This window comes from Streptomyces sp. 7-21 (assembly GCF_016741785.1).
Taxonomy (GTDB): Bacteria; Actinomycetota; Actinomycetes; order Streptomycetales; family Streptomycetaceae; genus Streptomyces.
Genome location: NZ_JAERRL010000005.1, coordinates 236,615 through 256,138, shown reverse-complemented (window position 1 = coordinate 256,138; position 19,524 = coordinate 236,615). Strand labels below are relative to the sequence as shown.

General features: G+C 75.5%; 19 protein-coding genes. 5 read left to right on the top strand and 14 right to left on the bottom strand.

The annotated features are described in order from the left end of the window. Nucleotides 1-26: 26 nt before the first annotated feature. A complete protein-coding gene (locus JK356_RS08720) occupies nucleotides 27-974 on the top strand; it encodes a deoxyribonuclease IV (RefSeq protein ID WP_201867135.1) in 948 nt (315 codons plus the stop codon). Here the strand turns inward: JK356_RS08720 and JK356_RS08715 are convergent. Together JK356_RS08715 and JK356_RS08710 are read right to left on the bottom strand one after the other, a co-directional pair. Then, entirely contained in the window at nucleotides 947-1,579 is a 633-nt protein-coding gene (locus tag JK356_RS08715) for a sulfite oxidase-like oxidoreductase (protein ID WP_201867006.1), read from the bottom strand. The two genes, JK356_RS08720 and JK356_RS08715, sit on opposite strands and share 28 nt — an antisense overlap. 198 nt (nucleotides 1,580-1,777) lie before the next feature. Beyond that, on the bottom strand, nucleotides 1,778-3,136 hold the full coding sequence (locus JK356_RS08710; RefSeq protein ID WP_374100630.1) for a class II 3-deoxy-7-phosphoheptulonate synthase: 1,359 nt from the start codon (nucleotides 3,134-3,136) through the stop codon (nucleotides 1,778-1,780). Between the two features lie 287 nt (nucleotides 3,137-3,423). On the opposite strand from JK356_RS08710, the gene JK356_RS08705 reads away from it, so the two are divergent. Beyond that, the gene (locus tag JK356_RS08705; protein WP_201867004.1) at nucleotides 3,424-5,424 is read left to right on the top strand and encodes an anthranilate synthase family protein; all 2,001 of its coding nucleotides are present in this window, start codon (nucleotides 3,424-3,426) and stop codon (nucleotides 5,422-5,424) included. Here JK356_RS08705 and JK356_RS08700 read toward each other — a convergent pair. The 3 genes from JK356_RS08700 to JK356_RS08690 are packed head-to-tail and all read right to left on the bottom strand — an operon-like array spanning nucleotide 5,391 to nucleotide 8,126. Next, a complete protein-coding gene (locus JK356_RS08700; protein WP_201867003.1) occupies nucleotides 5,391-6,071 on the bottom strand; it encodes a response regulator transcription factor in 681 nt (226 codons plus the stop codon). The genes JK356_RS08705 and JK356_RS08700 overlap by 34 nt on opposite strands. Before the next feature lie 43 nt (nucleotides 6,072-6,114). Beyond that, complete coding sequence (gene macS / locus JK356_RS08695) at nucleotides 6,115-7,374, bottom strand: MacS family sensor histidine kinase (RefSeq protein WP_201867002.1); 1,260 nt, start codon at nucleotides 7,372-7,374, stop codon at nucleotides 6,115-6,117. A gap of 14 nt (nucleotides 7,375-7,388) precedes the next feature. Next, a complete protein-coding gene (locus JK356_RS08690; protein WP_374100624.1) occupies nucleotides 7,389-8,126 on the bottom strand; it encodes a lysophospholipid acyltransferase family protein in 738 nt (245 codons plus the stop codon). A 209-nt stretch (nucleotides 8,127-8,335) separates the two neighbouring features. Here JK356_RS08690 and JK356_RS08685 point away from each other — a divergent pair, with 209 nt between their 5' ends. Together JK356_RS08685 and JK356_RS08680 are read left to right on the top strand one after the other, a co-directional pair. Continuing rightward, entirely contained in the window at nucleotides 8,336-9,097 is a 762-nt protein-coding gene (locus tag JK356_RS08685; protein ID WP_201867001.1) for a carboxylesterase, read from the top strand. Next, the gene (locus tag JK356_RS08680; protein WP_201867000.1) at nucleotides 9,094-9,612 is read left to right on the top strand and encodes a hypothetical protein; all 519 of its coding nucleotides are present in this window, start codon (nucleotides 9,094-9,096) and stop codon (nucleotides 9,610-9,612) included. Before JK356_RS08685 ends, JK356_RS08680 begins: the two co-directional genes overlap by 4 nt. A gap of 6 nt (nucleotides 9,613-9,618) precedes the next feature. Here JK356_RS08680 and JK356_RS08675 read toward each other — a convergent pair whose 3' ends face one another. The 9 genes from JK356_RS08675 to JK356_RS08635 all read right to left on the bottom strand — a co-directional run bounded on the left by JK356_RS08675 (nucleotide 9,619) and on the right by JK356_RS08635 (nucleotide 18,979). After that, nucleotides 9,619-10,338: an endonuclease/exonuclease/phosphatase family protein gene (locus tag JK356_RS08675; RefSeq protein WP_307815478.1), complete on the bottom strand. Its 720-nt coding sequence runs from the start codon at nucleotides 10,336-10,338 to the stop codon at nucleotides 9,619-9,621. Between the two features lie 17 nt (nucleotides 10,339-10,355). Continuing rightward, on the bottom strand, nucleotides 10,356-11,297 hold the full coding sequence (locus JK356_RS08670; RefSeq protein ID WP_201866999.1) for an ROK family glucokinase: 942 nt from the start codon (nucleotides 11,295-11,297) through the stop codon (nucleotides 10,356-10,358). A 95-nt stretch (nucleotides 11,298-11,392) separates the two neighbouring features. Further along, nucleotides 11,393-11,896 carry a DUF5304 family protein gene (locus JK356_RS08665; protein WP_201866998.1) on the bottom strand — a complete coding sequence of 168 codons (504 nt, stop codon included), beginning with the start codon at nucleotides 11,894-11,896 and terminating at the stop codon, nucleotides 11,393-11,395. Between the two features lie 100 nt (nucleotides 11,897-11,996). Continuing rightward, on the bottom strand, nucleotides 11,997-13,223 hold the full coding sequence (locus JK356_RS08660; RefSeq protein WP_201866997.1) for an ArsA family ATPase: 1,227 nt from the start codon (nucleotides 13,221-13,223) through the stop codon (nucleotides 11,997-11,999). Nucleotides 13,224-13,230: 7 nt separating this feature from the next. Then, nucleotides 13,231-13,704 carry an SRPBCC family protein gene (locus tag JK356_RS08655; RefSeq protein WP_201866996.1) on the bottom strand — a complete coding sequence of 158 codons (474 nt, stop codon included), beginning with the start codon at nucleotides 13,702-13,704 and terminating at the stop codon, nucleotides 13,231-13,233. Nucleotides 13,705-13,787: 83 nt separating this feature from the next. Then, nucleotides 13,788-14,939, bottom strand: a complete 1,152-nt coding sequence (locus JK356_RS08650) for a glycosyltransferase family 4 protein (RefSeq protein ID WP_201866995.1) — start codon at nucleotides 14,937-14,939, stop codon at nucleotides 13,788-13,790. A 48-nt stretch (nucleotides 14,940-14,987) separates the two neighbouring features. Then, nucleotides 14,988-16,073: an NlpC/P60 family protein gene (locus JK356_RS08645; protein ID WP_201866994.1), complete on the bottom strand. Its 1,086-nt coding sequence runs from the start codon at nucleotides 16,071-16,073 to the stop codon at nucleotides 14,988-14,990. Nucleotides 16,074-16,255: 182 nt separating this feature from the next. Beyond that, on the bottom strand, nucleotides 16,256-17,284 hold the full coding sequence (locus JK356_RS08640; protein ID WP_201866993.1) for a C40 family peptidase: 1,029 nt from the start codon (nucleotides 17,282-17,284) through the stop codon (nucleotides 16,256-16,258). A 354-nt stretch (nucleotides 17,285-17,638) separates the two neighbouring features. Continuing rightward, nucleotides 17,639-18,979, bottom strand: a complete 1,341-nt coding sequence (locus JK356_RS08635) for an NYN domain-containing protein (RefSeq protein WP_374100629.1) — start codon at nucleotides 18,977-18,979, stop codon at nucleotides 17,639-17,641. Between the two features lie 157 nt (nucleotides 18,980-19,136). On the opposite strand from JK356_RS08635, the gene JK356_RS08630 reads away from it, so the two are divergent. Beyond that, nucleotides 19,137-19,418, top strand: a complete 282-nt coding sequence (locus JK356_RS08630; protein ID WP_201866992.1) for an Lrp/AsnC family transcriptional regulator — start codon at nucleotides 19,137-19,139, stop codon at nucleotides 19,416-19,418. Nucleotides 19,419-19,524: the final 106 nt, after the last annotated feature.

Below are 19,524 nucleotides of genomic sequence, written 5' to 3'. Positions count from 1 at the left end.
CGGCCTGGCACCCTGGGACGGTGAGCATGTCACCCGTCCCTGACCCTCTGCGCCCTCACCGCAGCGGCGCAGCCCGCCGCAATCCGGTCGGTGCCCACGTGCCCGTCGCCGGGGGCCTGGCTACCCGGGGCCTGGCCTACGCCCGCGACGTGGCCGCCGAGGCGGTCCAGGTGTTCGTCGCCAACCCCCGCGGCTGGGCCACGCCCCCGGGCGACCCGCGCCAGGACGAGCGGTTCCGCGCCGGCTGCGCCGAGGCGGGCCTGGCCGCCTACGTCCACGCCCCCTACCTGATCAACCTCGGCTCCCACAGCGAGGCCACGGCGGAGCTGTCCGTGGCCTCGCTGCGGCATTCGCTGCGCCGGGGCCGCGAGATCGGGGCGCGCGGGGTCGTCGTGCACACCGGCTCGGCGACCGGCGGCCGCACGCGCGAGCAGGCGCTGGCGCAGGTGCGGCGGCTGCTGCTGCCGCTGCTCGACGAGCTGACGCACGAGGACGACCCGGCGCTGCTGCTGGAACCCACCGCCGGGCAGGGCTTCTCGCTCTGCTCACGGATGTCCGATCTCGGCCCGTACCTGGACGTCCTCGACCGGCACCCCCGGCTCGGCGTGTGCCTGGACACCTGCCACGCCTTCGCCGCCGGCCACGACGTGACCGCGCCGGGCGGCACCGCCGCGCTGCTGGACGCGCTGGTGACGGCCGCGGGCCCCGGCCGCCTGCGGCTGGTCCACGCCAACGACTCCAAGGACGTCGCCGGCGCCCACCTGGACCGGCACGCGAACATCGGGGAAGGCAGCATCGGCGAGGAGCCGTTCGGCGGGCTGTTCCGCCACCCGGCCACCGAGGGCGTGCCACTGATCCTCGAGACGCCCGGCGGCGCCGCGGGCCACGCGCGCGACGCGGCACGGCTGCGCGCGCTGCGCGGCCGGCGGCCGGCCCCCGCCGCGGCTCAGGGCCCGTCGCCCGGCTCCTCCTGATACGAGTACCGCTGCTCGCGCCAGGGGTCACCGATGTTGTGGTAGCCGCGCTCCTCCCAGAAGCCGCGGCGGTCCTCCGTCATGTACTCGACGCCACGGACCCACTTGGGGCCCTTCCAGGCGTACAGATGCGGCACGACGAGCCGCAGCGGGAAGCCGTGCTCGGCCGTCAGCAGCTCACCGTCGCGGTGGGTGGCGAAGATCGTCTGCTCGGAGGCGAAGTCCGCCATCCGCAGGTTGGCGCTGTAGCCGTACTCGGCCCAGACCATCACGTGCGTCACGCCGGGCGCGGGCGGCGCCAGCTCCAGCAGCCGGCTGGCCCGCACGCCGCCCCACTCGGCGCCGAAGATGCTGAACTTGGTGACGCAGTGCAGGTCGGCGACGACCGTCTCGTACGGCAGCGCCGTGAACTCCTCGTGGGTCCAGCAGTGCTTGTCCCCGTCCGCCGTGGCGCCGAAGACCCGGAACTCCCACCGCTCGGGCCGGAACCTCGGCACCGGGCCGTAGTGCGTCACCGGCCATCCGCGCTGCACCCGCTGGCCGGGAGGCAGCCGCCCCGCGAGCCCTTCCGGTACCTCCCCCGTACGGCTGTCCGGCTGACCCATGCCCTCCATGGTGGCAGACGGCGGTCCGTGGTCCGCACCACGACCCCCGCAATGACCCCCGCAATGACCCCCGCAATGGCCCCCGCAGTGGCCCCGCACTGGCCCCGCAACCGGGCCGCGCGTCACGCGACGGCGCCCGCGGCGGGGCCGGTGCCCGCCGCGGGCGCCACACAACCGGCGGGATCCGCCGGGACGCACTCAGCCGCGGTACATCTCCGCGACCAGGAACGCCAGGTCGAGCGACTGGCTCCGGTTGAGCCGCGGGTCGCACGCCGTCTCGTACCGCTGGTGCAGGTCGTCCACGAAGATCTCGTCGCCGCCGCCGACGCACTCGGTGACGTCGTCGCCGGTCAGCTCCACGTGGATGCCGCCCGGGTGGGTGCCCAGGGCCTTGTGGACCTCGAAGAAGCCCTTGACCTCGTCCAGCACGTCGTCGAAGCGGCGGGTCTTGTGCCCGGACGGCGCCTCGAAGGTGTTGCCGTGCATCGGGTCGCAGACCCAGGCCACCTGGGCGCCGGAGGCCGTGACCTTCTCGACCAGCTCGGGAAGCCGGTCGCGGATCCGGTCCGCGCCCATCCGCGTGATGAACGTCAGGCGGCCGGGCTCCCGCTCCGGGTCGAGCCGGTCGATGAGGGCCAGCGCCTCTTCGGCCGTGGTCGTCGGGCCGAGCTTCACGCCGACCGGGTTGGCGATCGTGGACGCGAACGCCACGTGCGCCCCGTCCAGCTGCCGGGTCCGCTCGCCGATCCAGACCATGTGCCCGGAGACGTCGTACAGGCGGCCGGTGCGGGAGTCGGTGCGGGTCAGCGCCGCCTCGTAGTCGAGCAGCAGCGCCTCGTGCGAGGCGTAGAACTCCACCGAGTGGAACTCCGCCGGATCGGCGCCGCACGCCTTCATGAAGTTCAGCGCGTTGTCGATCTCCCGGGCCAGCGCCTCGTACCGCTGCCCCGAGGCCGAGGTGCGCACGAAGTCCTGGTTCCAGGCGTGCACCTGCCGCAGGTCGGCGTAGCCGCCGGTGGTGAAGCCGCGGACCAGGTTCAGCGTGGCGGCCGAGGCATGGTACATCCGCCGCAGCCGCTCCGGGTCCGGGGTGCGCGCCTCGGCGGTGAACTCCGGCCCGTTGACCGAGTCGCCGCGGTACGAGGGCAGCGTGACGCCGTCCCGCGTCTCCGTGGGCTTGGACCGGGGCTTGGAGTACTGCCCCGCGATCCGCCCGACCTTCACCACGGGCACCGCCGCCGCGTAGGTGAGCACCGCGCTCATCTGCAGCAGCGTCTTCAGCTTTGCCCGGATCTGGTCGGCGCCGACCTGGTCGAACGCCTCGGCGCAGTCGCCGCCCTGGAGCAGGAACGCCTCGCCCCGCGCCACCGCGCCCATCCGGGCCTTGAGCTGGTCGCACTCACCGGCGAAGACGAGCGGCGGATAGCCGGCGATCTCCGTCGTCACCGCACGCAGCGCCTCGAGGTCCGGATACTCCGGCTGCTGCGCTGCGGGCAGGTCCCGCCAGGACGCGGCGGGAGCGGACGGGCTCAGGCGGCTGGTGTCAGCGTGCTTCACGGTCACGCCTCAAGGTTACGGGGTTCCGCCCGTCCTGTTACCCCTCGGCCCTGTGGCGACTGGCACCTCACGCCCCGGGCATGGACGCGCCACGCGCCGTGACATATGCTGCGCGGCATGGTGGCACAGCACACTCGCAGCTGGTGGTGGCCCGTCCCAGGGCGGCCCACCGACTGCGCGTAGCCTGCGCCACCGCAGACCACCGGAAAGCCGCCCCACGGGGCGGCTTTTCCGCGTGCCGTGCGCCGCGTGCCGGGCCGCCCCGGCGCATGGAAGGACGTGTACCGATGCCCGGAACCCCCACCGCAGCCGCAAGCGCGCGGGCCCTGGTCGCCCGCCTCGCCGCGGGCACCACCCCGTTCGCGCTGCTGCGCCGCCGCACCCCCGGCCGCGACGGCTCCGTCGTCGAGGTGCTCACCGGCCCCGTCACGCACCTGCCGCGCCTGGCGGACCTGCCCGAGCCCGCCCTGGCGCTGGTGCCGTTCCGCCAGCTCGCCGAGCGGGGCTTCGACGTCACCGACGACGGCACGCCGCTGACCGCGCTGCGGCCCGCCGAGCGCCACGAGGTGCCGCTGGACGCGATGCTCCAGGCCCTGCCCGGCCACGCCGTCACCGTCAGCGGCGGCGCGTTCGACGTGGACGACGCCGCGTACGAGGCGACGGTGCGCGCCGTCACCGAGGGGGAGATCGCGCAAGGGCAGGGCGCCAACTTCGTCATCCGCCGCACCTTCACCGGCCGGATCGAGAACTTCACCCGGCGCGACGCGCTCGCCCTCTTCCGGCGCCTGCTGGCAGCCGAGCGCGGCGCCTACTGGACCTTCGCCGTCCACACCGGCGAGCGCTGCCTGGTCGGCGCCAGCCCCGAGGTCCACGTCCGCATGAGCGGCGGCACGGTCGTGATGAATCCCATCAGCGGCACCTACCGCTACCCCGCCGCGGGGCCGGACGCCGAGAGCCTCCTCGCCTTCCTCGCCGACCGGAAGGAGACCGAGGAGCTGTCCATGGTGGTGGACGAGGAGCTGAAGATGATGTGCGCGGTCGGGGACCAGGGCGGCGTGGTCGTCGGCCCCCGGCTGCGGGAGATGGCGCACCTGGCGCACACCGAGTACGAGCTGCGGGGCCGCACCACCCGGGACGCGCGCGACGTGCTGCGCGAGACGATGTTCGCGGCGACCGTCACCGGCAGCCCGGTGGAGAACGCCTGCCGCGTCATCCGGCGCCACGAGCGCGGCGGGCGCGGCTACTACGCCGGGGCCCTGGCGCTGCTCGGCCGCGACGCCGGTAGCGCGCAGACGCTGGACTCGCCGATCCTGATCCGCACCGCCGACATCGACGCGGCCACCGGCGCGCTGCGGGTGCCGGTGGGCGCGACGCTGGTGCGCGGCTCGGATCCCGCCAGCGAGGTTGCCGAGACCCACGCCAAAGCGGCGGCCGTGCTGGCCGCGCTGGGCGTGCGCCCCGGCCGCCGGGAACGGGAGCGGACCGGGCCCCGGCTGGCCGACGACCCCCGGGTGCGCGCGGCGCTGGCGGCGCGGCGGTCCGGCCTGGCGCGGTTCTGGCTGCGGCTCCAGACGCCGGCCCCGGCCCCGGCACCGGCACCGGCACACGGCGAGGTGCTCGTGGTCGACGGCGAGGACACCTTCACGTCGATGCTGGCCCACCTGCTGCGCGCCAGCGGCGCGGCCGTGACGGTGGTGCGCTACGACGCGCCAGGCGTGCGGGAGCGGGCGCGGGCGCACGAGGGGCACGTGGTGCTGGGGCCGGGCCCGGGTGATCCCCGCGACGCGGCCGACCCCAAGATGCGGTTCCTGCGCGGCCTGGCCGCCGAGCTGCTGGCGGACCGGTCAGGGGAGCGGGCGGCGGCGGGCCGCCGCCTGCTGGGCGTGTGCCTGGGGCACGAGCTGATCGCTGCGGAGCTGGGGCTGCCCCTCGTCCGCAAGGCCGTGCCGCACCAGGGGGCCCAGGAGCGGATCGCCCTCTTCGGGCGCGCCGCGACCGTCGGCTTCTACAACTCCTACACGGCGCGCTGCGACGACCGCGCGGCGCGCGGCCTGGCCGCACGCGGTGTCGAGATCAGCCGCGATCCGGCCAGCGGCGAGGTCCACGCGCTGCGCGGGCCCGGCTTCGCGGGGGTGCAGTTCCACCCCGAGTCCGTCCTCACCCTGGACGGGCCGGGCGTCATGGCGCTGCTGCTCGGCGGTCCGGACACCGCCGGGTCCGGGGACGCGGCGGCCCGCTCCGGGGCGCGGCGCGGTCAGCCGTCGTCCAGCCCGCGCTCGATCGCGTAGCGCACCAGCTCGGCACGGTTGTGCAGGTGCAGCTTGCCGAGGGTGTTCTGCACGTGGTTCTGCACGGTCCGGTGCGAGATGACCAGGCGCTCAGCGATCTGCCGGTAGGTGAGGCCCTTGGCCACCAGCCGGAGCACCTCCCGTTCCCGTGCCGTCAGATGCGGCACGTCCGCCGCGCCGGGCGCCGCCGGCCCCGGGCCCGGCGCGGTGGCCAGCCTGCGGTACTCCCCCAGCACCAGCCCGGCCAGGCCCGGGGTGAACACCGGGTCCCCGGCCGCGGTGCGGCCGACGGCCTCGATCAGCTCCGCCGCGCTGGCAGACTTCACCAGGTAGCCGGTCGCCCCCGCCTTCACCGCTTCCAGCACGTCCTCCTGCTCCCCGCTGGCGGACAGCACCAGCACCCGCGGCGCCGTCTCGGGGTCGCCCGCCAGCCTGCGGCACACCTCGGCGCCGGGCAGCCCGGGCAGGTTGAGGTCCAGAACGAGCACGTCGGGCCGCGCCGCGCGGGCGCGGCGGACGGCCTCCGGCCCGTCCCCGGCGGTGGCGACCACCTCGTAGCCCGCTTCCGCGAGGTCGCGGGCCACGGCGTCGCGCCACATCGGGTGGTCGTCCACGATCATGACGGTCACCGGTGCGTCGTTCGTCATACCGGTCATACCCGTCACACCCGTCATCCCCCTCGTCCTCTCCTCAGCCGTCCGTGGCGCCCGTCGTGCCCGCCTTGACGGGCAGGGGCAGCCGCAGCTCCACCTCGGTGCCCTGGCCCGGCACGGACACCCACTCCGCCTCCCCGCCCAGCTCCGTCATGCGGCCCCGGATGGACAGGGCGGCGCCGAGCCGCCCCTCCGCCTCGGCCTCGGCGAGGCGGCCCTCGGGGATGCCGGGGCCGTCGTCGCGCACAGTCACCAGCACCTCGTCCGGCTCCTCCTCCAGCAGGATCCAGGCCCGCGCCGGCCCGTCGGGCCCGGCGGCGTGGCGGCGCACGTTGTCCAGGGCGGCGGCGACGGCGGCCGTGACCTGGCGGGCGGCGCGGGCGGGCAGCACCACCGGCCCGGCGGGCCCGGCGTAGCTGACCTGCGGCGCGTCCCCGGCGTCCCCGGCGTCCCCGGCGCCCGCGGCGCCCTGGCCGCCGGTGCCGGCGGCGAGCCGCGACAGCAGCTCGCCCAAGTCGAGTTCGCCGGGCTCCGCCGCGCCGTCCGCACCGGTCCGCTCCGCCGGCTCCCGCTCGGGCCCCTGGGCGACCAGCGCGCGCAGCGCCCGCTCCTGCTCTCCTGCCAGCCGCCCCAGTTCGGCGGCCTCCCCGCCCAGCACCGTGCCGCGCCGCTGCACCATGGCGAGCACCTGGAGCACGCTGTCATGGATGTCCCGGGCCAGCCGCTCCCGCTCCCGGGTGGCGGCCTCGATACGCAGCGCCCGGGCCAGCGCCCGTTCGCTGGCGCGCGCCAGCTCCACCACGTAGCCGATGGCGATGGCCGCCACGCACACCAGCAGCGCGTTGTGGAGCGTGCTGCCGGAGGGGCGGCCGGCCTCAGCGACGTTCGCGGCGCCGACCACGGCCGAGGCCCCGGCCGCCCAGCGCCAGCCGGACTTCAGCGCCACCGCCAGCACCGGGCCCGCCACCCAGACCGACGGCAGGGTGGGACCGACCTGGTCGCCGGGGTCGGCCAGCGGGCTGATGAGGATGCCCGCCACCGCGACGGCGAGGTCGCCGGCGAGGAACGCGGGCGTGCACCGCCGCGCCTCGGACACGCTGCGCAGCGTCGCCGCCGTCCACGCGGCCAGGACGCCCAGGTAGGCGGCGCCGACGAGCGGCCGGCCGTAGTCGTCGTAGGCGAGGGCGAACAGAGCCAGCGCGTAGGCGCCGGTGAGGACCCGGTAACCCGTCAGCGCCTGCCACAGCGGGGCCTCCACGGACGCGGTGACGCCCGCCCCCGCCGGTTTCCCGGCCATCGCGCTCGCCCCCCCTAGGCCGTCTCGCCGCCGTCCGTGCCGCCGGCCCGCCCCTGCCGCTGCTTCGCCTCCTCGGCGAGCGCGCGCTTGGCGGCGGTGGCGTACATGTCCACGTACTCCTGCCCGGACAGTTTCATGATCGCGTACATCACCTCGTCGGTGATCGACCGCAGGATGTAACGGTCCGTCTCCATGCCCTGGTAGCGGCTGAAGTCCAGCGGCGCCCCGATCCGGATGCCCGGCCGCATCAGCTTCGGGACGATCTTGCCGGGCGGCTGGATCTTCTCCGTGCCGATCATGGCGACGGGCAGCACCGGCGCCCCCGTCGCCAGCGCGATGCGGCCCAGGCCGCCCGGCCGGCCCCGGTACAGCCGCCCGTCCGGCGACCGCGTGCCCTCTGGGTAGATGCCGAACAGCTCACCCCGCTCCAGCACCGCTATGCCGCTGCGGACCGCGGCCTCGCCCGCGCCCCGCGCCCCGGAGCGGTCCACGGGAAGCTGCCCGACGCCCCGGAAGAACGCCGCCGTCAGCCTGCCCTTGATCCCCGGGGAGGTGAAGTACTCCGCCTTCGCGATGAACGTCACGCGCCGGTCGAGCACCGCGGGCAGGAAGAACGAGTCGGAGAACGACAGGTGGTTGCTCGCCAGGATCGCCGGCCCGGTCGCGGGCACGTGCTCCTTGCCCTCTACCCAGGGCCGGAAGACAAGCTTCAGCCCCGCCCCCACCGACACCTTCAGCGCGCCGTACAGCAACCGGAAACCTCCTGTGCTCTGCCCTGTGTGACCCTAACGGCAAACCGTCTTCCCGGCGCCGCTCCGCCCTCCCCCGCGGCTTCGGGCTACCGGCTCGCTCGGCGGCCAACGTAGGCTGGCAGACGCCCGGCGCCCGCCGCCGGTTCCCGTCCGTCCCGCCACCGCCCGCCACCGCCCGCCCCCCGAGCCCCGCCGAAGGAGCCGTGCCGATGCGGCCGTTCCCCGGAGCCGAGCCGTTCCGCCACGCCGGATCCGCCACCGGCGTGCTGCTGTGCCACGGTTTCACCGGCTGCCCCCAGTCGCTGCGCCCGTGGGCCGAGCACCTGGCCGGGCAGGGGCTGACCGTCTCGCTGCCGCTGCTGCCGGGCCACGGCACGCGGTGGCAGGACATGCGGCTGACCCGCTGGGAAGACTGGTACGCCACCGTCGACCGCGAGCTGCATGAGCTGAGGCGCGGCTGCGACGACGTCTTCGTGTGCGGCCTGTCCATGGGCGGCACGCTCGCGCTGCGGCTGGCGGCCCGCCACGGGCCGGCCGTGCGCGGCGCGGTGCTGGTCAACCCGGCGATCAGCTTCCCGCGCGGCGCGGGATGGGCGCTGCCGCTGCTGCGCCATGTGGTGCCGAGCGTGCCCGGCCTGGTCTCGGACATCGCGCGCCCCGGCGTGCGCGAGCTGGGCTACCAGCGGGTGCCGCTGCACGGCGCCTGCCAGCTGCGCGACCTGCTGCGGACGGTCCGCGCGGAGCTGCCCCGCGTGACGTGCCCGGTGCTGCTGCTGCACAGCCGCACCGACCACGTGGTGCCGCCCGCCGACTCCGCGGTGATCCGCGATGCGGTGTCCGCCGCGGACGTCACCGAGCACGTGCTGGAGAAGAGCTACCACGTGGCCACGCTGGATCACGACGCGGAACGTATCTTTCAGGAGACCGACGCCTTCATCACCCGGCTCGCGACAAGGAAGGCTGCCCCGTGACGGAACGTGACCCGGAGCGCGGCGAGGGCCGCGACCCGATCGACGAGGAGGCCGCGTGGGCCGAGATCGTCGCGGCCTACGGCGAGGAGCCCGAGGACCCGCCCGGCATGGAGCCGGCCGGCACCTCCCCGGCGCCGGAGGACCAGCCGGGTTTCGCGGCCGGGCCGGGTGACCGTACCAGCGCCGGCCTGGCCGGACCCGGCCGGGCCGCGGACGGGTCCGGGGCACGGGGGCCGCGCGACTGGGAGGCCGCCGAGGACGACGAGGACGATCACTTCGTCCCGCCGGAACCGCCGCCGCTGCCGAGCACGGACCTGACGACCAAGCTGGCGTGGATCGCGGTGCTGGGCGGGCCGCTGCTGCTGTTCGGCACGGTGCTGCTCCAGCGCGAGATGACGTGGTGGATCGCCACCCTGGGCATCGGGGGCTTCCTCGGCGGCTTCGCCACCCTCGTTTCGCGGATGCGGGACGGCGACGACGAGTGGCCCGATCCCGGCGGCGGCGCGGTCGTGTGACGCCCGTCAGCCCGGCGGGGAGAGCTCCAGCCGCGCCAGCACCGGCAGGTGGTCGGTGGCCCGGGCGAGGTCACCGGGGCGCGTGCCCGGGAGCGCGGCCGGCGGCGGCACGCCGCAGGAGGTGATCCGCACGCCCGTGCACAGCACGGCGTCGATGCGCCGGTCCGGCGCCCGCGACGGGAAGGTGTGCTCGCCGCCCTCGGGCGCGGCGGCCCAGGCGTCGGTGAGCGCCCCGGTGAGCAGCCGGAACGTCCGGCCGCGCGGGCGCTCGTTCAGGTCCCCGGCGAGCACGGCCGCGGGCACGCCCACGGCCCGCAGGTGCCGCAGCGTCAGCCGGCCCTGCGCCAGCCGCTCCCCCGCCGCCAGCGACAGGTGGCAGCTCACCACCGCGAGCCGCTCGCCGTGCGGGAACCGGAGCACGGCCGTAGCCAGTCCGCGCCGGTGCCGCCCGGGCGTGCGCGGGAACGTGGTGTCCCAGGCCCGCTCCACCCGGGCCCGCGGGCTGGCCAGGATCATCGTGCCGCACGAGGGCGCGCCGCCCGTCACGTGCAGCAGCCCGGTGGCCCGTGCCAGCCGCGCGGCCTGCGCGCGCCAGCGGAAGAACCGCGGCGCCTCCTGCACGCACAGCACGTCCGGGGCGCAGGCCCGGATCACCCGGGCCAGCGCCGCCGTGTCGTCGCGCAGCGACCGGACGTTGTAGCTCAGCAGGCGGACGGCCGTGGCCACGGCGGTGGCGCGGTCCGTCAGCCCTGCCGGGCCAGGTCGGCCGCCCCCACCAGCCCGGCCCTGCCGCCCAGCCGCGCGGCCAGCACCTGCGCGTGCGGCCGGTAGCGGCTGCCGACGAGCCAGCGGCGGAACGACTTGCGGATCGGCTCCAGCACCAGGTCGCCCTCGTCGGAGACGCCGCCGCCGACGATGAACGCCGAGGGATCGAACAGGGAGGCCAGGTCGGCCAGGCCCGCGCCCGCCCAGCGGGCCAGCTCGCGGAAGGAGTCGACGGCGACGGGATCGCCCTGCCGGGCCGCCATGCTCACGTGCCGGCCCTCGATGCCCTCGGGCGTGCCGTCGCCGAAGCCCAGCAGCACCTTCGCGGCCTCGGGGGTGGCGGTCGCGCGCTGCTTCGCGTAGCGGACCAGGGCGCGGCCGGAGGCGTACTGCTCCCAGCAGCCCTGGCTGCCGCAGCCGCACAGCAGACCGTCGGGCACCACCCGGATGTGGCCGAACTCCCCGGCCACGCCGAAGCGTCCCCGGTGCAGTCTGCCGCCGATGATGATGCCGCCGCCCAGGCCCGTGCCCAGCGTGATGCAGACGACGTCGTCGTGGCCCACGCCCGCGCCGAAGCGGTACTCGCCCCAGGCGGCGGCGTTGGCGTCGTTCTCGATCACGACGGACATGCCGACGCGCTGTTCGAGCTTGTCCTTGAGCGTCTCGTGGCGCCAGCGGATGTTGGGCGCGAAGAGAACGGTGGCGCGCTTGTCGTCCACGTACCCGGCGGCGCCGACGCCGACGGCCTCCGCGCCGGTGCCGCTGCCCACCGCCTTGATGGCCTCGGAGATGGCCTCGACCACGCCCTCGGGGGTCTGGGGAGTCGGCACCTGGCGGGTGTCGAGGATCTCGCCGTCCTCATCGACCACACCGGCCGCGATCTTCGTGCCGCCAATATCGACGCCGATGGTCAGTCCCATGTGTCCCTCGTGAAGTCGGTGGATCCCCGCCGAGGGACCACGGTACCCGAGCGCGGCGCGAGGCACTGCCCCCGAGCACCCCTCACCTGGGCCGCTCAGTCCAGGTCGATGCGCTGCGGCCCGCCGGAACCGCCCGCGCCGCCGCCGTCGTCGCGCGGCTTCCCCCCCGGCTCCGGCCCGCCCGGCCCGTCCGCCGCTTCCGGTGGGTCAGCGGGCTGCCGTTCGCCGCCGGGAGGCTGCTGGCCGCGCGTCCAGCGGCCCTCGTGGGCCAGCACGGCGGCGCGGTAGGCGGCGGCCAGCTCCCGCCCGGCGCCCGCCAGATGGCGCAGGACGTCGGCGTTGCGCTCCAGCACGGGCTCCAGCGCGGAGCGGGCCTGCCCGGCGAGCAGGGCGACGTCGAGACCGAGGCCCGCGCCCGCCTTGCCCAGCCGCTCGGTCACCGCGTCGGCCAGGCGCCGCAGTTCGGTCACCGGGTCCAGCGGCGGGGGCCCGTAGCGCTCGCGGCGCCGGGCGCGCTCGGCCGCCAGGTCCTCCTCGCAGGCGGCGGCCCAGGAGTCCGGGTCGGGGCCGGTGTCGTGGGGCGGTGTGGCGTCGGTCATCGCGGGCTCCCTGTGGCCAGTGGCCTTGGTTGTCGGCGCGGTGTCTGCGGGCCGTGGCGCGGGCGCGCCCGCCCCTGTCATCGACGGTACCGCCGGTGCCTCAGCCGCCGGGAGCCGTGCGCGGCCACAGCCCGGGATCGGGCGCGAACCGCACCGCGAGGCGGCCGTCGTCCTCCAGCGCCGCGCCCGTCACGGTGCAGCGCCGCAGCACCGCGGGCAGCGGCAGCGCGCGGCGGAACGGGCCGGCCGTCACCAGGAGTTCGTCGCCGCGCCGCACCAGGTCCAGGTCCTCGCGGCGGGCGCCGGGCACGGGCAGCCGCCAGTACAGCAGGCCGTCCGTGCCGAGCCGGTCCGTCAGCTCCGGCTCGTCCCGGACGGCCGCGGCCGAGGGCGGCGGCACGGCGAGCGCTGCCAGGTCGCCGGGGCCCGGCTCGTGCCCGAGGTGCGCCACCTCGCGGGGCCGCGCCAGGCCGGGAACGGCGGCGAGGCGCTCGAGTGCCTCCCGCTGCCGCGCGGCGAGGGCGGCCAGCGGGCCGCCGCCCGCGGGTGTGGCGGGCAGCATCCGGTTGGCGACGACGGACTCCAGCGGCACCCCGTGCAGCCCCAGCCCGGCGCGGGCCAGCCGCAGCGCCTCCGCCGAGCGGCCCGCCGGGTCGAGTACCAGCCGCACCGCCGCGCCGCTGAGGTCCTCGGCGGCGGTGAGCGCCCGGTGCCAGCGGTCGGCGGCGGCGAACAGCCCGGCGGCGGGCATCGGCACACCCGCCAGCTGCGTCAGCAGGGGCCGCAGCGCGCGGGCCACGAGCCGCTCGCGCGGCAGCAGCCGGCTGAGGTACCGCCGCAGCTGGCCCGGCAGGGCGAGCAGCCGTATCGCCTCGGTGGTCTCGCCGAGATCGACGACGAGCAGGTCGTGGCCGCCTCGCGCCCGCGCCTGGTGCACGGCCTGGAGCAGCGCGCACGCGGGCGCGCCCGGCAGCTCCGTCAGTTCCTCGCCGTCGAACGGCCGCCCGCCGACGGCGTCGAGCGCCGGGGCGGCGTGGCGCTGGAGCGCGAGCAGCCCGTCGGCGAACCAGCGGCCCGAGTCGGCCCGCACGGCACGGAACCCGGCGGGGGTGGCCACCGGTTCGTCCGGCCAGGCGGGCGGCGCCGCGCCCAGCACGCGCGCCAGCTGGCCCGGCGGCGCGCCGCTCAGCAGCAGCGTCACGCGGCCGGCACGGGCGGCCGCCGCGGCGGTGGCGGCGGCGATGGTGGTGGTGCCGTCGCCGCCAGGGCCGGTGACGAACAGCAGGCGCGGTCCGGCCGCCCCGGTCCCCTCAGCGGCACCTGCCATGGCGCGCTCAGCGCCCCACGGTGGACTCGACGCGCTTCTTGAGCCCGTCGAGCGCGCGCTCGATGATGACCTTCTCCGCCTTGCGCTTGATCGTGCCCAGCATCGGGATCTTGACGTCCACGGTCAGCTGGTAGGTGACCTCGGTGTGCTTGCCGCCATCGACCGGGACAAGGCGGTACGAGCCGTCGAGGGAACGCAGCATTCGGGACTTCACCAGCGACCAGCTGACCGCCTGCTCACCGCCGTTCCCGGCGTTCTCGCCGCCGGACCAGTCGTAGGCGAGGGTGTGTTCGTCGCGGATCGCCCCGGCGTCGAGCAGCAGCCGCACCTGCTCGGCGCGGCCCTCGTTGTCCACGGCGAGGACCTCGGCCTCCTTCACCTCGCCCGTCCACTCCGGGTAGCGGGCGAAGTCCGCGATCACGGACATGACTTCCGCCGGGGTGGCCTCGATGGTGATGCTGGACCTGGTGTGTTCCGCCATCGCGGTTGGCTCCTCGTTCCGTGCTGCCGTCGCCCAGGAAGGCTACCGCGCGCGGCCAGAGGGGGACGCGGCCCGCCCGTCCGTCACAGCAGGCTCTCAAGGCGCTCGGCCAGCAGGTCCCAGCGCCACCGCTCCTCCACCCAGGCCCGGCCGCGTTCTCCCATCCGCCGCCGCAGCTCGGCGTCGCCCAGCAGCGCCACGATGCGCTCGGCGGTCTCGGCGGGCGCGGCCGGAGAGCCGCCGCGCACCACCCAGCCGGTCTCGCCGTCGAGCACGGCATCGGGCGCGCCGCCCGAGTCGCCCGCGACGACCGGCAGTCCGGTGGCCGACGCCTCCAGGTACACAATGCCCAGCCCTTCGACGTCGAGCCCGCCGCGCCGGGTGCGGCAGGGCATCGCGAAGACGTCACCGGCGCCGAAGTGCGCGGGCAGGTCCTCCCAGGGCACCTCCCCGGTGAACCGCACCGAGCGGGCGACCCCCGCCTCCACCGCCAGCTTCTGCAGGGCCTGCCGGTACGGCCCGCCGCCCACGATGAGCAGCACGGTGTCCGGCTCGGCGGCGAGGATGGCGGGCATGGCGCGGATCAGGGTGTCCTGCCCCTTGCGCGGTACCAGCCGCGAGACGCAGACCACGACGGGCCGGTCGGCCAGCCCCAGCGCGGCACGCAGCGCGGCGCCGCCCGAGTCGGGGTGGAACGTCTTCTCGTCGACGCCCGGCGGCAGGTGCGCCATCCGGGAGGCGGCGGACGTGCTGAGCGCCCGGGCGATGCGCGAGCGCGTGTACTCGCCGAGGTAGGTCATGGTGTCGGTGTCGTCACCGATGCGACGCAGCAGCCGGCGCGGCCCGGGGAGCTGCGCCCATCCCGCCTCGTGCCCGTGCGTCGTCGCCACCAGCCGCTCGGCGCCGGCCGTCCGCAGCGCGGGCGCCATCAGGCCGAGCGGCGCGGCGGCGCCGAACCACACGGCGGTGCAGCCGTGTTCGCGCAGCAGCGCGGCGGCGCGCCGGGTCACCCGGGGGGTGGGCAGCAGCATGGTCGAGCGGTCCCGCACGACGGGGAAGGGCTGTTCGGCGTCGAACCGCTCGGTGGCGGCTCTTCCCTCCTCGTCGCGCTTCCACGTCGAGGCGTAGACCACCACGCGCTGGGGATCGAGGCGCAGCGCCATGCTGTGCAGGAACGCCTGGATCCCCCCGGGGCGCGGCGGGAAGTCGTTGGTGACGATCAGGGTCTTCCGCATCGCGTCAGACCCTATCCCGTTCCGGGGCCCTGTCCGTGGCGGTACCGGTCAGGGACGGACGACGGAGTGCAGCGGCATCATCGTGACGGACTCGTAGCGGACGCTGGCGCCGGTGTAGGGGGCGTGCACCACCTGGCCGTTGCCGACGAACATGCCGACGTGGCTGGCGTCGTCGCGGTAGACGACGATGTCGCCGGGGAGGGCCTCGGTGAGCGGAACGGTCCGTCCGGCCCGCGCCTGCTCCTGCGAGGTGCGCGGGAGCGAGACGCCGGCCTGCGCGTAGGCCCACTGGATGAGGCCCGAGCAGTCGAACGACGACGGGCCCGCCGCTCCCCAGGCGTAGGGGGCGCCGACGACGCTGGTGGCGGCGGCCACGGCAGCGGCGGCACGGCTGGATGCCTGGCCCGCCGTGGCGGCCGGCGCGGGGGCGAGCGGTGAGCCGGCCTCGGCCGGGCCGGCCGGCCCGGCCGGCTCGTCCGGGGCGGGGTGCCGCTCGGCGCGCTCCTTGCGGTCCTGTTCCGTGAGCTCTTCCAGGCGGCGCTCGGCCAGCGCGAGCTGCCGCAGCACGGCCTGTTTCTGGCGCGAGAGCCGGTTGCGCTCCTCCTCCAGCTCCGCCAGGGCGTCGCGGGCTTCGTCCCGCCGCTGCTCCAGCACGCGCTGCGCGCTGATCAGTTCGCGCAGGTCGCCGGCCTGCCGCTCGCTGAGGCGGTCCAGCGTGGCGGCGCGGTCGAGATAGCCCTCGGGCTCGGTGGTGAGCAGCAGGGCGAGCGAAGGAGCGATGCTTCCCGCCCGGTAGTGGGCGGCGGCGGTGTGACCGAGCACCGTGCGCTTGTCGTTGACCGCCTGCTGGCTCTGCGCCACGCGCTGCTGGCGCCGTTCGGTCTCCGCCTCAAGCTCCTCGACCCGCTCGGCGATGCCGTTGTAGGCCTCGATGGCGCGCTCCGCCTCGGCGAGCAGCTCGTCAACGTCCTTCTGGGCGCCGGCCGTTGTCTTCGGGGACGACGGGTCCTGGGGATTCGCGACGACCGGTGCGGCCGCCAGCGCGACGGCGGCCGTCGCGGCGGCGGAGAGCACGGTGACACGGCCCGCCAGGCCGGCCCGCGGTGTGCGGCGAGAACGTCGGTATCTGACCACGTGTGGCCGCGCTCCCTTCAGATGGGTGGCTGAGGGGAGCCGAATGTAGCGGCGCGGGGGCGGCGCGGGCCGTTCTCAGCGGCGGCCGCGCCCCGCCCGAACGCACGCCGCCGCAGGTCACCAGCGGGGCGCAGGACGGGGCGAAACCCCGGAATCACCTGCGTGGGTGAGGTCCTGTCAGGTCATCCGACGCGCACGCCGAACATGAACGGCATGGCGTCCAGCGGGAGGTACTCGACGACGCCGCCGGGCCTGGGCGCGTGGATGATCTGGCCGTTGCCGGCGTAGAGGCCGACGTGGTGCAGGTCGTCGTAGTAGAGCACCAGGTCGCCCGGGGCCAGTTGGTCGCGGCCGATCTGCGTGCCCGCGCTGGCCTGGGCCTGGGAGGTGCGCGGGATCGAGATGCCCGCCTGGGCGTAGGCCCAGGACGTCAGGCCGGAACAGTCGAAGGAGTCGGGCCCGGTCGCGCCCCACACGTACGGGGAGCCGAGCGCGGACTGGGCGGCGGCCAGCACGCTGGAACCGTAGTTGGAGGCCGGCGCTTCCGTGGAGTCCTGCGCCGCCGCGGCGGCGTCGGCCGACTGCTGCTGCCGCTCGGCCTCCAGCGCGGCCCGCTCCTCCTCGGTGAGCTGGTTGAGCAGCGCCTGCGCTTCGCTGAGCTTGCCCTGGATGGTGTCCTTCTGCTCACCGAGGCTCTCGCGGAGCTGTTCCAGCTCCTGCAGCGCCTCGCTGGCCTCCTGACGCTGCTGCTCCAGGGTGCGCTGCTGTTCCTCGATCAGCTGGAGAGTCTCGGCCTGCTTGCCGCTGACCTGGTCCAGGGTCGATGCCTGGTCGAGGTAGGAGTCAGGGTCGGAAGAGAGGAAGAGCTGCACCGACGGGTCCAGGCCGCCGTGGCGGTACTGGGCGGTGGCGACCGACCCGATGCCGGCCTGGAGTTCGTTGAGCCGCTCCTGGCCGCGGGCGGTGGCCTCCTGGAGATCCTCGATCTCCTGCTGGAGCCGTTCCTCTTCTTCCTTGGCCTCGTTGTATTCCTCGGTGGCCTGCTCGGCCTCCTCGTACAGCCGGTCGACCTCTTCCTGGACCTCTTCTTTGGTCGGGCTGGGGTCGGCGTTCGCGCTCTGCGCCGTGACGGCAACGGTGGCGGCGGCCGTCGCGCCGAAGATGGTCACGCGCGCGCGACTTGGCTGCTTGGGACGACGGTGGGACGCCACGGAGGCGATCTCCTTCTTCCAGAAGCCGCCTGGCCGCTCACGCGGATCGGCGGTCCTTCACGGCCACCCCCTGCGGGTGATCGACCGCGTGAAGGTTCGAGGCGACCCTAGCGAGCGGGGTTTCGTACATTCAAATCCCGGCAAGCATTTTTTACTTACCTCACACTGGTTGCGACGCCCGCTCCACAGAGCGTCAGCCGCCGTGCTGGTGGATACCGGCGCGCACGCTGACCAGCCGGTGCGAAGCGCGCGGAAGCGGAGGTGAGGTGACATCGCGGGCCTGTCCGACACCGTTCGTACACGAACGGGAAGCAGGGGTGAGGGCCGTGAGGGCGGAGTGTGACACCGGGGAACTCAGCCGCGGGAAAGGCGGTTGAGCAGCAGGGCGGAGGACACGGGTCTGGCCCCGGCCCGCGCGACGCCGTCGGCGACCTCGCGGTCGGAGGAGACCACCACCACGGGTCTGCCGGGTGGTTCGGCCCGTACCAGGCGGCGGATGAGGTCGTCGGCCGTCTGCCCGGGTCTGCTGAACAGCACCCGCACACCGCGCGGCGCGGCCAGCGGCACCGGGCCGTCCAGCTCGGCGCCGTCGAACACGCACGTCATTTCCGCTCCGCTCTGGGCCGCCAGCACCGCAAGCCCGCCCAGCAGCCGCAGCCGCTGCTTCTCCAGCGGCAGCGAGGGATAGCCCGACTTGGTGACGTTGTAGCCGTCGACGACGAGATGTGCCTGCGGCAGCGACAGCAGCTGGTCGAGCAGCGCCGGGTCGTCCGAGGCCAGCGCCCGCTGCGCGACCTCCTGCGGGTTCATCTCCCCCGGCTCGATGGCGTCGACGGTCTGCGCGGGCCGCAGCGGCGTCGGCGGCAGGGCCAGTTCACGGCGCAGGCCCTGGGCGGCGTCGAGCACCGTGTCCAGCAGCAGCCGCAGCCGCATGTCCTCCAGCGCCCGTCCCTCGCGCGAGGCCCGGCGGCTGGCCTCCAGCGCGGCCTCCGCGTCGGCGAGCCGGGCACGCAGCCGGCGGGCCTCGGCATCGGCGGCGGACCGCGCCGAGGTGGCCTCGGCGAGCTCCGCCTCCGTCTCGGCACGGATCCGGCGCAGCGCCGCCTCGCCGCGCTTGACGTCGCTCTGCGCGGCGCGCAGCTTGCGGTGGACCGCCTCCGTCTCCCTGCGGGCTGCCTCCAGTTCGGCGCGCAGCCGGTCGGTCTCGCCCCGCAGCGCGGACCGGGCCTCGGCCAGCTCGGCGCGCAGCCGCGCCACCTCCCGCTCCCGCTCCTCCCCCTCGCGCTGGGCCTGCGCCCGCAGCGCCTCCTCCCCCGCGGCCGCCACCACCTTGGGCCAGCCAGCGGGCCGCAGCAGGAACGCCGCCGCAGCCACCTCGACGGGATCGGCGGCGGCGGGGGGCACGCCCTCGGCGACCGCCCGGGCGAACTCCGGCTCGGCCTCCCGCAGGCGCTCGGCGACCCGCGCCCGGAACGCGGGGTACCGCTCCAGCGCCGCCGCCATCGCGGCGCCGCCGAACCGCATCCGGCGGGAGGGCGTGAACCGCGCGTACTGGCGCAGCGGCGGGGGCAGCTCCGCTACGGTCATCCCCGCGAAGGCGTCGCTGGCCAGGGCGATGACCCGGTGCCGGACCCGCTCGGGGAGCGGGCGGTCCAGAGTCTCGTCCGGCTCCTCGTCCTGCGTGGGGCCCACCAGCGCTCGCGCCTACTTTCCGTGCCTCGTTTCCTGCGGGATGCGTGGGGTGTCTCCACAGTCACCCTACGACCTGGTAGCCGTGCCGTCCGCCGCCGCACCCGCCGGTGCGCCGCGGCAGGGGGCTAAGGTGAGGGCAACCGACCAGGAGAGGCCCACCGTGATCACTTCGATCGTGCTCATCAAGACCAGCGTGGATCGCGTGCCGGAGGTCGCGGAGCAGATCGCGTCGCTTGAGGGTGTCAGCGAGGTGTACTCCGTGACCGGGCCCCACGACCTTATCGCTCTGGTCCGGGTCCGGCGCCATGAGGAGCTCGCCGAGGTTATCCCGGGCCGCATCAGCAAGGTGCCGGGGGTGGAGTCGACGGAGACGCACATCGCCTTCCGCGCCTACTCGCAGCATGACCTCGAGGCCGCGTTCGCCATCGGTCTCGACTCCTAGCCGCCGGGGCGGCACCCGGGGGAAACCGGCGCCGCCCCCGCCCGGCCTCTTCCCGTTCCGCGCGGGGAGGGGCCGGGCGGGGGCGGCGCACGACCAACGCCGGATC